The 13,140-nt window shown below is 68.5% G+C and carries 10 protein-coding genes; 8 read left to right on the top strand and 2 right to left on the bottom strand.

Going from position 1 to position 13,140, the window contains the following annotated elements:
• Positions 1-14: 14 nt before the first annotated feature.
• The 7 genes from ALI144C_RS41795 (at position 15) to ALI144C_RS41765 (ending at position 8,585) form a co-directional block, all read left to right on the top strand.
• Positions 15-818, top strand: a complete 804-nt coding sequence (locus ALI144C_RS41795; protein WP_083753842.1) for a class I SAM-dependent methyltransferase — start codon at positions 15-17, stop codon at positions 816-818.
• Positions 819-1,086: 268 nt separating this feature from the next.
• Complete coding sequence (locus tag ALI144C_RS41790; RefSeq protein WP_076992729.1) at positions 1,087-3,189, top strand: choice-of-anchor P family protein; 2,103 nt, start codon at positions 1,087-1,089, stop codon at positions 3,187-3,189.
• 89 nt (positions 3,190-3,278) lie between these two features.
• The gene (locus ALI144C_RS41785; protein WP_076992728.1) at positions 3,279-4,682 is read left to right on the top strand and encodes a hypothetical protein; all 1,404 of its coding nucleotides are present in this window, start codon (positions 3,279-3,281) and stop codon (positions 4,680-4,682) included.
• A gap of 192 nt (positions 4,683-4,874) precedes the next feature.
• Positions 4,875-5,678: a glycoside hydrolase family protein gene (locus ALI144C_RS41780; protein WP_076992727.1), complete on the top strand. Its 804-nt coding sequence runs from the start codon at positions 4,875-4,877 to the stop codon at positions 5,676-5,678.
• Positions 5,679-5,704: 26 nt separating this feature from the next.
• Positions 5,705-6,442, top strand: coding sequence for a thaumatin family protein (locus tag ALI144C_RS41775; protein WP_076992726.1), 738 nt, complete (start codon positions 5,705-5,707; stop codon positions 6,440-6,442).
• 14 nt (positions 6,443-6,456) lie between these two features.
• Positions 6,457-7,617: an epoxide hydrolase family protein gene (locus tag ALI144C_RS41770; RefSeq protein ID WP_076992725.1), complete on the top strand. Its 1,161-nt coding sequence runs from the start codon at positions 6,457-6,459 to the stop codon at positions 7,615-7,617.
• A gap of 62 nt (positions 7,618-7,679) precedes the next feature.
• Positions 7,680-8,585 (top strand): hypothetical protein, encoded by a 906-nt coding sequence (locus ALI144C_RS41765; RefSeq protein ID WP_076992724.1) that lies wholly within the window; start codon positions 7,680-7,682, stop codon positions 8,583-8,585.
• Positions 8,586-8,639: 54 nt separating this feature from the next.
• Here the strand turns inward: ALI144C_RS41765 and ALI144C_RS41760 are convergent, their stop codons facing one another.
• A complete protein-coding gene (locus tag ALI144C_RS41760) occupies positions 8,640-9,749 on the bottom strand; it encodes a ricin-type beta-trefoil lectin domain protein (protein WP_076992723.1) in 1,110 nt (369 codons plus the stop codon).
• Between the two features lie 344 nt (positions 9,750-10,093).
• On the opposite strand from ALI144C_RS41760, the gene ALI144C_RS41755 reads away from it, so the two are divergent.
• Complete coding sequence (locus tag ALI144C_RS41755; RefSeq protein WP_076992722.1) at positions 10,094-11,872, top strand: AMP-dependent synthetase/ligase; 1,779 nt, start codon at positions 10,094-10,096, stop codon at positions 11,870-11,872.
• Here ALI144C_RS41755 and ALI144C_RS41750 read toward each other — a convergent pair.
• A complete protein-coding gene (locus tag ALI144C_RS41750) occupies positions 11,869-13,074 on the bottom strand; it encodes a PucR family transcriptional regulator (RefSeq protein ID WP_076992721.1) in 1,206 nt (401 codons plus the stop codon). The genes ALI144C_RS41755 and ALI144C_RS41750 overlap by 4 nt on opposite strands.
• Positions 13,075-13,140 lie beyond the last annotated feature (66 nt).

Genomic DNA, 13,140 nt, shown 5'->3' with positions numbered 1-13,140 from the left:
TTGGGGAGTCACTCGTGAACGACGAACTGGCCGAGGCGGTCGAAGCCGAGTACACCAGCCTGTCCGCGCTGCGAATTCGGATGTGGGCGCACCGCGAGCACAGCGAGTTCCCGGACGACGTCGAGGTGAACGTCCGCGCCGAGAGTGATCTGCTGGCGCGGCACGACGTGCTCGATGTCGGCTTCGGAACGGGTGACTTCCTCAAGAACCTGCACGCTGCTGGCCACTCCGGTCGACTGGTGGGCGTGGACACCTCCGAGTCGGCGGTGGCGGATCTGCGCGGGCACCCCGGCGTCGACGCCCGGCTCGGCTCCGCGACGGACTTGCCGCTGCCGGATGATGCGTTCGATCGTGTCTGTGCGCGGTACATGCTCTACCACGTGAGCGATCCGTCTGCCGCGTTGCGGGAATTCCGGCGAGTGTCACGTGATGGCGGGGTCACGGTGGTGGTTGTCAACCACGCTGACGTGGTTCCCGGGGTGATGGGTATGGTGCGGGAGGAAGTCGAGCGGCACGTGGCCGACCCGGGTGTGCGGGCGGTCAACAGCGTCCATTCGGACAACTTGCCGGACTTGATGGGTGCGGTGTTCCGCCGGGTGCGTGTGCGCCGGGTCGACAACAGCTTGGTCTTTCACGAACCGGCCCAGTTGCTGCGTTTCGCGGGCGCGGTGACGTCGATGTGCGGCATGCGGCCCGATGCGCCGGAGCGTGACGCCGTGATTCGTTCCCTCACGACACGGATCAGTTCCTGGTTCGAGCGGAACGGCGGACCGTGGCGCGATCCGAAGGGGTACTCGATCTGCGTCGGTGACCGGTGAAGCTACTGCGAGTGGTTGTTCGTCGAGCAGGGAAACTCCAGTGGCCCAGTGCGGGCCCGATCGGGACAGGCCGGTTGGTGCGGGTCACTGAGCTGTTCGAGCGAAAACCGATGATCACCGAAGGCCCCGGCGGGCCCGGAAAACGGTGGTGACCTCTGATTTCCCGGTGTGCATGGCAAACGTCACTCACTGATGTGGCGTAGTAACCGGTTCACCGGGCGGCCGATGTTCCCTTTGGCAAGTAACCTCGTCGAGGGGAAGTTGTTACGTGAGAACAAAACCGCTGTTCGTCACCGGCGTCTTGGCGCTTGTGGCCGTTGTCGCGGCCGGGCAGGCGGCGTACGCCGCCGACGGCAACCTGCCTGGCGGGACCAGTATCGCTGTCACCATTGCCAGTCCGGCGAACAACACTGTCGTTCCACAGGGTCCGGTGACCGTCACCGGCACGGCCTCGATCGGTACCGGTGTCGCGGTGAAGGACACCGCGTTGACGTACGTGCTCGACGTGTCCGGCAGTACCGCCGGTGCGTGCAGCAACACGAACATCCTGGCGTGTGAGATCGCCGCCGGGAAAGCGTTGAACAACAAGGCAGCCGCGCCGAACACTGTTGTCGGCACGGTCGGGGCGGCGGTGTTCGCCTCCAACAGCGCTCCGGCGGACGTCCGGCCCGCGGGTGGCGAGCAGTTGCTCACCACGCCGACGACGGATGACAACGGCAACGGCACACGTGACATCGACGAGGTGCTCAACTCCGCGGTCATCGGCGGGCTCAACCAGTTCACCGGGCGCAGTGTCGGCACCGGCACGAACTTCGTCGCCGGGATCAACGCGGCGAACACGGTGACCACTGCGCAGACCGAGGCGCGCAAGATCGTCATGTTCCTGTCGGACGGGGCGCAGAGCAACGACGTGACCGGCCCGGCGGGCGCGGTACCCGACGACACCACGTACTTCACCTTCGCCGTCGGCGGCGGTGCCAGCTGCAACTTCGGCAACTACAACGCCAGCCTGCAGGCGATCGCCGATCTCACCGGCGGCACCTGCACAGCCGTTCCCGACCCGGCCAACCTGCCTGACGTCGTACCGGGCATCATCGCGTCCAAACTGGTCAACTTGACCCTGTCGGTCGACAACGGGCCCGCGACGCCGATCACCAACATCACACCCGGGCTGCCGCAGACCGGCCCGGCCCAGGTGAACTACACCGTGAACACGGGCACGCTCACCTCCGGGCTGCACAAGCTGTGCGTGACAGCACACGGGACCGACGGCGGTGGCGCGGGGCAGGTCACCGAGTGCACGAACGTCCGGGTGAACGACCCGCCGGTGGTGACCATCGGCGGACCGTACGCGGGCCAGGAAGGCACGCCTGTCGCACTGGCCGGACAGGTGTCGGACCCGGACGGCCCGAGCCTGACGACGAACTGGAGCGCGACCCCGCTGTCCGATGTGGATCAAGGCACGACCTGTACGTTCGGCAACGCGGCAGCGTTGAACACCACGGTGACGTGCAACGACGACGGCGTGTGGACCTTGCGGCTGAGCGCCAACGACACACTGCACCCTGACGTCGTCAAGACCACGACGCTGACGCTGACCAACGTGGCGCCGAACGTGAGCATCTCCTCGCCCACCAACGGCACCCAGGTCGTGCGCGGCACCCCGATCGGCGTCACCGCGCCGTTCACCGACATCGCCACGCACGACACGCACACCTGCACGGTCGACTTCGCCGATGGCACCCCAGTCGTCAACGGAACGGTCGCACAGGGCGCAGGGTCGGGCACATGCACCGCGTCACACACCTACACCGGTGTCGGAGCGCACAACGTGCTCGTGACGATCACCGATGACGACGGCGGCAAGGCCACGGCGATCGTGAAGATCGTCTCGTACGTACGGGCCGAGGCCTGGTCGCTGAGCGCCAACGGCCTGATCACCGTGGCCAAGACACCGCACGCGCAATGCCCGCCGAACTCGAACAAGACCACGGCGTCGCTGACCGTACCCGGCCTGGCTTCCGTGCAGGCGCTGCACGCCGAGTGCACTATGGACAGCGACACCGGCCGCACGGACGCGTCGGCCAATGTGTCCAGTGCCAGCCTGTTGAGTGGCGTGATCACGTTGTCGGACCTGGAAACCAGCTGCATCGCCAACGAACAGGGGTTGTCCGGCTCGTCGCGGGTTGGCACGCTGAACGGTCAGCCGATCGGAACGCAGCCCGCGACCATCGGCATCCCCGGTGTGGCGACGGTCCACCTCAACCAGTCGGTGACCGGCCCGAACGGCCAGTACGCGCAGTACGCCGTGCGTGTGGTCACCTTGCTGGGGCAGGAGATCATCGTGGCAGGCTGCCGGATGGGTTTCTAGCCGAAAACCCGTAGTCACCGCCGAGTCGTCCCGGTGCCGCCCCACGGCACCGGGACACCCCGGGACCGCTCCCGGCGTGGCGCGTGAAGATGGCACGCATGTACTACCAGTTGCCTGAGCCGGAGCCGGTGCGGCACGTACGGCACGATCGGCCGGCGGTGGCCATCGGCAACGCCTCGCTGCTCGGTGTCGGCTATCTGATGCTGGGCAGGCGGGCTTGGGCGGTTGCCACGGCGCTGGTCACCATCGGCCTGGTGGTGCTGCTCGGGACTGTGGTTCCGGGTGTGTGGTTCGAGGTTCTCTTCCTTGTGTGGTGGGCTGCTCTCATCGCACACGGGTGGTATCTCGCGGGCAAACCGTCCCGAGCGGCGGCTGTGCGGCGGCCGAGGCTGCTAGCGCTGCTCATGGCGGTTCCGGTGGTGGCGGCTGTCGGGTACGTGCGGTTCGACGCGGCTCGTGTCGAGGACAGCATCGTCGAGGCGCGTGACGGCGGGGACTGCGGGAAGGCGCGCTCCGCTTTGGACAGGATCTGGCTCGGTCACACCATTGTGGACGGCCCGATGACGGTGCGCAGCGAACGCACCGCGCAGGCGTGTGACCGTCTGGCGAAGACCAAGGAGACGCTCGAGATCGCGGCGTCGCGGCGCGACCCCGATGGCCTGCGGTCGAGCTACCACGAACTCGCTGCCGTGCTCACGGATCTCCCCGGGCACGACAAGATGGTCGGTACCGTGCTCGACGGCTTTCTCGGCAGCCTGTCCGGCCGTGCACCCTGCGATCTCGCGGAACTCACCGACTGGCTGCGCAAGCGACCGGCAAGCAGGAACCTCCTCGACCGGTCCGCCGACGTCGTGCCGAAGATCGCTCCGGCGGCACTGGCCGGGTGTGCGGAGAAGATGGCGGCGGCCGCGGACTGGAACGGAGCCAAGGGCCGTTACCAGCAACTCCTGGACCAGTATCCCGGCCATGCGCTCGCGGCCAAGGCGCAGGAAGGCGTCACGCAAGCCACGCGACAACTTGAGCTGAGCCGTCTCGCCACACTGGGCAGCAACTACTGCACGACTCCGGCGACCTACAGCGGCGCGGCCCCGTACGCGAAGGGAACCACGAACCGCGCGGTCGTCCACCACCCCGACAAGTCCGCGACGCCCCAGATCGAGAAGCTGCCCGCCGAGTGGAAAGCGGACAACACGCAGGCCGTGATGGTCGTCTGCATCGGAGCCAAGGAGTTCGGCGCGGCGGTTCGGACCTGTCGGTACCGGAGCCTGTCGGACAGCCGGATCCAGAACGTGACGTTCAACAAGATGGCCTTCACGGTGAAGGCCTACGAGTTGCGCACCGGCAACGTCGTGATCGACACCAGGGTGGAGGTCGGCGGTGCGACGTGTCCGCAGTTGATCACCGGCTTCGAGGGGAGCGTCCTGTCGGACAAGTACGTCGAACCTTCCGACGCCGACATCCGGACTGCTTTCGCCCCGATCTTCACCTCGTAGACGTCCTAGGAGTTCCCTGACGCTCCAAGCGTTGACGGCGCGGCGCTGTGAACCGTAACCTGGTGATGAGAGCGCTCTCTCGTTGTTCGAGCTTCCGACGCCGGAGTCAGCTGGCGAATACCACGGACCTGCGCCGCCAAGCCGACTCGGCTCATAGCCGGGACCGCTCCAGCGGCAGGCTAGGAGATGTCCATGCGATCACTGCGCTACTTGGTCGTGCTCTTGCTGCTCGTGTCCTCGCTCGCGGTGGACCCGGCGGCAGCCGTCCAGGCGACGAAGAAGGGCGTCAGCGCGGCGAACTTCTCCGGTGTCACCAGTGCGCTCGCGGATTCGCGGGTGGGCTGGTACTACACATGGGCGTCCGGCAAGCAGGGCATCAGCGCGCCCGGCGGGGTGGAGTTCGTGCCGATGATCTGGGGCCCCGGCTCGGTCACCGACGCCGAGTTGAACCAGGCCAAAGCTCTCGGCACCACCTTGCTCGGGTTCAACGAGCCCGACATGGCAGGTCAGGCCAACATGTCCGTGGAACGGGCGCTCGAGCTGTGGCCACGGCTGCAGCGGACAGGGATGCGGCTGGGCGCGCCCGCGGTCGCGTTCGGCGGCGACAAAGCCGGTGGGTGGCTCGACCGGTTCATGAGCGGCGCGGCGGCTCGTGGCCACCGTGTCGACTTCATCCCGTTGCACTGGTACGGCAGCGACTTCTCCGCCGCGGCGACTGGGCACCTCAAGGGGTACATCCAGGCCGTGTACAACCGGTACCGCAAACCGATCTGGGTCACCGAGTACGGGCTCATCGACTTCACCGGCCCCGCACCGCGATACCCGAACCAGGCGCAGCAGTCGGACTTCATCCGCAACTCCACGAGCATGATGCAAGGCCTGTCGTTCGTGGAGCGGTACGCCTGGTTCACGTTGTCGACTGGTACCAGTCCCACCGGCCTGTACACCGGCGCGACCGCCAACCAGTCAGGCGCCGCGTACCGCGCGGCGGCGTAGTCGCCCTTCGCGCCAGAGGAGGAGAAATGCGCAAGATCCTGTCCGCGGTGATGGCGCTGATCGCCGTCGTGGTGACAGCGGCACCTGCCGTGTCCGCGGCGGATCACACGGTCACGTTCGTCAACAAGTCCGGCCAGACGATCTGGGTGGGCAGCGGTGTCAACGCCGACGGCTCGGTGAACTTCGCCAGGCTGCCCGTCCTGCAGAACGGCCAGTCGGCGACGGTCACCATCCCTGAGTCGAGCGCGCCGAACCACTGGCGCGGCAAGTTCTTCGCCCGGCAGGGCTGCTCAGGCACATCGGGCAGCACGTTCCGGTGCAAGGTCGGCGACTGCGGGCCGTGGGCTGACCGCTGCGGCACCGGCGAGCAACCGGCCAGCCTCGCCGAGTTCAACTTCGACCGCAAGGACGCGCTGGCTCCGTGGTACAACGTCAGCTACGTCAACGCCTTCTCCCTGCCCGTCACGATCGCGCCGCGCGACCCGAAGGCCCCGCCCGGATCGCCCGAGTGCGAGACGATGGGGTGTTCGCAGAACCTGTTGCCGTACTGCCCGCCCGCGAACCTCACGCGCTGGGACGACGGCACGCCGATGCTGTGCACGAACCCCAACCGGGACGCCAAGACCCCGTACAGCAACGCCATCCAGTCCCGCTGTCCGAAGGCCTACGCGTGGTCCAAACAGGACACCGAGCCGGGCAACAGCGTGGTGCGGCAGTGCCGCCAGTGCAGCGGGTTCACTGTCACCTTCCACAGCGGCCGGTAGCGTACGGTGGCGGGGTGCCTGACGAGATCACCCCGTTCCGCATCGACGTCCCGCAGGTCGAACTCGGCGACCTGCGGGACCGGCTGCGGCGAACCCGTTGGCCGGACGCGGAAACCGTCACCGACCACTCGCAGGGCGTGCCGCTGGCGTACCTGCGCGACTTCTGCGCCTACTGGGCGAAAAGCTACGACTGGCGTGCCACCGAGCGCAGACTCAACGCGTTGCCGCAGTTCCGGACCGAGATCGACGGCGTCGGCATCCATTTCGTGCACGTTCGTTCCCCGCACGCGGACGCGCTGCCGTTGGTGCTCACGCACGGCTGGCCGGGCTCCTTCCTCGAGTTCGAGAAGGCCATCCCCCTGCTCACCGACGACTCCGCTGATCCCTTCCACGTGGTGATCCCGTCGCTGCCTGGTTACGGGTTCAGCGACCGCCCGCGCGAGACCGGGTGGGGTGTGCAACGGATCGCGGCCGCGTGGGCGCGGTTGATGGCTCGACTGGGCTACGAGCGCTACGGTGCGATGGGCAGCGACTGGGGCACCAGCGTCACCACCAGCTTGGGGCAGCAGGACGCCGCGCACCTGGCGGGTATCCACCTGATGCCCCCGATCGCGGGCCCCGACCCGGCCACGTTCGACGACCTCACCGAGGCCGAATCCCGGGCCTTGGCGGACCTGCGGCACGCCGAGGCGCACGAGTCCGGTTACAACGAGCAGATGACCACCAAGCCGCAGACCGTCGGCTACGCACTGAACGACTCCCCGGCCGGGCTCGCCGGGTGGATCGTGGAGAAGTTCCGGTCGTGGACGGACTGCGGCGGTGACCCGGAGACCGTGCTGACCCGTGACGAGATGCTCGACGACATCACGCTCTACTGGCTGACGGGCACCGCCACGTCGTCGGCGCGGCTGTACTGGGAGAGCTTCCGCCAGGTCGGTGCGTGGTTCGGCGCGTCAAGCGGCGACACAGCGGACATGCTGGACACAGTGGACATACCGGCGGGGTGCTCGGTCTTCCCGAAGGAGATCCCGCGCCCGTCCCGGCGCTGGGCCGCCCGCAGGTACACCGACATCCGGTACTGGGGCGAACCCGAGCGCGGTGGGCATTTCGCCGCTTTCGAACAGCCCGAACTGTTCGCCAGGGAGGTGCGCGCCTTCTTCCGGCTGGTGCGGTGACCCGACCCGGTCAGGGAAAACCCGCATGGCTCAGGTGCGGCTCACGCGCCTACCGTGGTGGTGTGCCCCGACGCCTCCTGTTGCTGATCGTTGGCGCGGCCGCCGTGTGCCTGGTGCCGTGGACGATCTACCTGGCCGGTGTGCTGCCCGACCACCACCGGGTCGGTGAGTGGCGGCTGGCCTGGGTCGGGTTCGACATCGCACTGCTGTGCTGCTTCGCCGTGGCCCTCTGGCTGGGCCTGCGCAGGCGGCGGGCCGCCGTGCCGGTGCTGGCCGCCACCGCCGCGATGCTGTTGTGCGACGCGTGGTTCGACGTGGTGTTCGACTGGTCCAGCCACGACCGGTGGTCGAGCGTGGTGATGGCGGTGTGCGCCGAGGTGCCGATGGCGGTGGTTCTGCTGTGGCAGGCCAAGGTCCTGCTCAACGGGGGCATGCCGTCGCGCAGGCTGACCGCGCGGGACGTCGAGATGAACAACGCTGGTTCGTACCGGGAGCTGTCCCGTGCCCTCAGCGACAACGGCCCCACCAGCGCCGACACCCTTGCGACCGTGCTGGGCATGCCGGGTGACGACGTGGCCGCGAAGCTGACCGCACTCGCCCAGGCCGGGCACGCCCGCCAGGGCAGGGACGGCCGCTGGCGTACGACACCGCTGAACCTCTTGCAGCCTGATCCCGCCGAGACCGACGACCAGATGGCCGCGTACCTGGAGCAGAAGTACCAGAACGAGCTGCGGCTGCTGACGTGGGCGGTCCGCAACCGCACCGAGTTCGGGGCGTGGGCCACGGGCAGCCGCGCGGTCCTCCACCTGTCCGAGGCTGACCTGGCCCGGTTCACGGCCGAGTACGACGAGTTGCTCACCCGGTACTGCCTGCTGCACAACAAGCCCGAGCCAGACACTCGCGAACTCGCGCTCAGGTTCTACGGGTTCCCGTTCCCCCGGGAGCTGCCCGATCTGCCCGACGGGTGACCGTGTCGTCAACCGGGCCGTCAATCGGGCCGCGCCCGGCGTCGCCTTAGAGCCTCAGCGCGCTGACCAGCGTTGTGCGCCCGTGTTGTTGCACTGGTAGAGCTGCACGAGCGTGCCGTTGGCGGTGCCGCTCGATGTCACGTCCACGCACTTTCCGGACCCGGCGGCGACGACGGAACCGTTGGCGGCGAAGGTGAAGCGTTGCGCCGGTGTGCCGTTGCACGTCCAGATCTGGATCTTTGTCCCGTTGGCGGTGCCGTTGCCGTTGACGTCAAGGCATCGGTCCCCGAACACACGCAACTCGCCTGCCGCCGTACGGACCCATTGCTGGTTCGCCCTGCTGTGGCAGTCCCAGATGAGCACCTGGCTGCCGGGTTCCGTGCTGGCCCCGCTGACGTCCATGCAGCGTGCGGACTGCGGGTTGGACAATGCCGTCGTTGCCCCGACAGGCGGTGCGAGCACGGTACTGAGGCTCCCCGGTACGGACTCCAGCGCGGCCAACCAGCGGGCCGCCATCTTGTCGTAGCCAGCCGCGTTGGGGTGTACGCCGTCGGCGAGATCAGCCGTCGTCATCCCGGTGTGCATGTCGACGAGGTGGGTCCGTGGACCTTTCTGCGCCACGATGCCGGGGATTGCCGCGTTGTATGCCTGTACGCGTTGTTCCCGCGTCGCGTTGCTTTCCGGCGTGATCTGGGCGACGAACACCTCGGCCAGCGGGGCGTGGGCGCGGATCTTGTCGATCAGTGCGCTCAGCCGGGCGGGTGCGTTGGGGACGCCGTAGTTCTGGTTGATGTCGTTCGTGCCGATGTGCAGCAAGACGGTCCGGGGGTTCGCGGACCGGATCCACGCCACGATGTTGGCGTCCAGCTGGTCGATCCGCCAGCCCGAGTGGCCCTCGTGGTCGTGATCACCCAGGTGGGCGGGCCCGTTGGCGCCCGAGCCGACGAAGTCCACTGTGTAGCGCCCGGCCGCTCGTTGCCAGAGGCCGATCCGGTACCCGCCGGGCACGTTGAACCCGTCGGTGATCGAGTCGCCGAGCGGCATGACGCGCACGCCGCCATTCGATTCGGCCGCAGTGGAATCCGCCTGTACAGGGCCGGTCCCAGTGGTGATCGACGCCAGCAGGCCGAGAGCGACGGCCATGGCGAGTCGCGGGAGTCTCATCGTGTGACCTCCGGTCGCAGGGAAACCACGTACAGATTCCCAGGCCGGTGCGCCGGAGTGCCAGCCGTCGCCTGGGGGAATCCAGCGCCCGGTTTGGCGCCGTGCACAAACCGGCGGGGCAATACTTTGCGTGTCGTGCCAGCTGACAATGGCCTGGTCCTGGCACATGCTTGTGCACCTGACCGGAATCCCGCCGCCGATCGGCGCCCTCGGCCTGATCACTGACCGTGACGGAGAGCGACAATGATGTCACAGGTTTCCCAGTTAGCCCGGATCGCCGTGGTGTCCGCCGTGGTGCTGGTCGCCGTCGTCCCCGTTCTGACCTTCCCGGCAGGAACGGCCCGATGACCGTGTCGGTGGGCCGGATGTTCCTCGACCGGACCGCGCGCACACCGGACCGCGAAGCGTTCCGCCACCGCGACGGCACCGGCTGGCGATCGCTGACCTGGGCGCAGACCGAGCACGACGTGCGCAGGCTGGCGGCCGGGCTGATCGCGTTGGGAGTCCAGGCCGAACAGCGGGTCGCGATCGTCTCAGGCACCCGGTACGAGTGGATCGCGGCGGATCTCGCGATCATGTGCGCGGGCGCGGCGACCACAACGGTGTACCCGACCACGAACGGCGACGGCGTGGCGTACATCCTGGCCGACTCCGACAGCCAGGTGGTTTTCGCCGAGGACGCCGGGCAGGTGGCCAAACTGCGCGAACACCGCGACACGATCCCCCAGGTGCGCACCGTCGTCCTGCTCGACGGAACGGCCCCTGACGACGACTGGGTCCTCGATCTGGCCGAACTGGGACGGCTTGGTGACGACCTGCTTGAGCTGAAGCCCGGGGCCGTCGACGACAGGGTCGGGGCCACCACCGCGGACCGGTTGGCGACGATCATCTACACGTCCGGCACGACCGGCGTCCCCAAGGGCGTCCGGCTGCGCCATTCCGGCTGGGCCTACCAAGCCGAAGCGGTGGCGTCCCAGGGGTTTCTCACCATCGACGACCTCCAGTTCCTCTGGCTGCCGATGGCACACGCGTTCGGCAAGGTGCTGCTGTCGTTACAGCTGTCGGTCGGGTTCCCCACGGCCGTCGACGGCGGTGTCGAGCGCATCCTCGACAACCTCGCGGCCGTCCGCCCGACCTGGATGGCCGCGGCACCGAGGATTTTCGAGAAGGCGCACGCCCGGATCATCACCACCGTGGAGCACGGCGGCGGCCTGCGGAAACGCCTTTTCGACTGGGCTTTCGCCGTCGGCACGGCCGTGTCCCGCGTTCGGCGGGACGGCGGCGCACCCGGGCCGTGGCTGTCGGTGCGGCACCGGATCGCCGACCGGCTGGTGCTGGCCAGGATCCGCGACCACTTCGGCGGCCGGATCCGGTTCCTCGTCTCCGGGTCCGCCGCGCTGAACACCGACATCGCCGAGTGGTTCCACGCGGCCGGAGTGCTGATCCTGGAGGGGTACGGCCTCACCGAGACCACCGCCGCGGCGACCATCAACCGCCCCGACCGCTTCCGGTTCGGCACGGTCGGCCCGCCGCTGCCCGGTACCGAACTGCGGATCGCCGACGACGGCGAGATCCTGGTCGCGAGCCCCGGCGTGATGGCCGGTTACCACAACCTGGACCAGGACACCGCGGGCGCCGTCGACGCTGGCGGCTGGCTGCACACGGGGGACATCGGTGCCAGGGACCCCGACGGGCTGATCCGGATCACCGGCCGCAAGAAGGACCTGTTCAAGACCTCCGGCGGAAAGTACATCGCGCCGTCGGCGATCGAGAGCCGGTTCGTCGCGATCTGCCCGTACGCCAGCCAGTTCTTCGTGCACGGCGACGGCCGCAACTACTGCACCGCACTGGTCACACTGGACGCCGACGCCATCGCTGCCTGGGCGAGGCAGAGGGGCCTCGCCGACCACGAGGTCCTCGGCTCGGAACCGGTCGCCGAGCTCGTGAAATCCTATGTGGACAAGCTGAACGCCGGGCTGAACCGCTGGGAGACGATCAAGAAGTTCGCCGTGCTCGACCGGGACTTCACCGTGGAGTCCGGCGAACTGACGCCCAGCATGAAGGTCCGGCGCAAGGTCGTCGAAGCCAACAACCGCACCACACTGGACGCCTTCTACGCCTAGGTTTCCCTGGCGATGACGTCGTGTGCGGTCAGCGCGGCCGCGAGGCGGCGGGCGTCCGCGGGCTGGGTCGCGTCGTAGCCGGTGAGGGCGCGGACACGGTCCAGCCGGTACGTCAGCGTGTTGCGGTGGAGGTTCAGCGCCGCCGCGGCGTCGGACCGGCTGTACCCGGTGGAGATGAACACCCGCAGTGCCTCAAGCAGGTGCTCGTGGCCGGCCAACGGACTCAGCACCTCGGCCAGGGCCGTGCGGGCCGCTCCCGGTCTGGCCAGCTGGTACTCGATGGCCAGGTCGGCCAGCCAGTACGGGCCGGGCGGGCAGTCCAGCCGTTCGGCCAGGGTCAGCACCTCGGTGGCTTGGTCGTGCGCGGCGGGGATGTCGGCGTGCGTGGCCGCCGCGGCGGCTCCCGCCAGGCACGGGTTGCCCGCCGCCTTGTCCATCCGGGCAAGCAGCTGTGCGACACGAGACCGTGTTTCCGCCCCGGACCGGGCCGGGACCAGCAGGACGCCGCCGTCACCCTCGAAGGTCACCAGGACGCCGGGCTCGGTGTCCAGTTCGGCCTGGATCGCGCGGAACAGGGTGGTGGTCACCCGGGTGCTGGCGGAGTCGGCGCGGATGTGGAACGCCACCACGTCGTAGCGTTCGGCCAGGGTGCGACCGGACCGCTGCGCGGCGCGGTGCGCGGGCCGTCCGGCGAGGAGGTTCCCGGCCAGGTTCTGGCGGTGCTCGCGCTCCTCCCAGTCGATGTCCTCCCGTTCCCGCAGATACGCCTGCGCGACCTGAGGCATTACCACGGCGAGGAATTCGAGGACGTGCTCGGCGAGCGCGTTCAGCGCGGCTTCGTCGGCCACAGTTCGCGCAAGGCGCCATGCCTCCTGCGCACTGATCGGATACACCTTGAGCACGGCGTCCAGCGGGAGACCGTCCCGCGCGCGTTCCGCGCCCCACGCGATGGGCAGCGCCAGTTCCCGTTCGGTCGGCGCCCGGCCCTCGGCCACCGCGGTCAGGAACAGTTCGACGATGGCGCGGGTGTTCGCGAGCAGATCGCTGTCTAGCACGCTGGCCGGGAGCAGGCGGTAGGCAGGGATCTCCTGGATGGCACGGGCGACCATCGCCGCGGCGATCTCGTCGACCCGCGACAGCACCGCGGCCACGGCTGGTGGCACGCCCGGTGCCACCGCCTGGTCGGCCGGATCGGTGTCCATACCGCATTGTCGCCGTGATTGTCACCGTGCACAAACCCAACGGGCAACTCGCAAAGCACCGGAGAC

It is taken from the genome of Actinosynnema sp. ALI-1.44 (assembly GCF_001984155.1).
Lineage (GTDB): Bacteria > Actinomycetota > Actinomycetes > Mycobacteriales > Pseudonocardiaceae > Kibdelosporangium.
The sequence above is the reverse complement of the archived record's forward strand: the minus strand, read 5'-3'. Positions and strand labels throughout refer to the sequence as shown.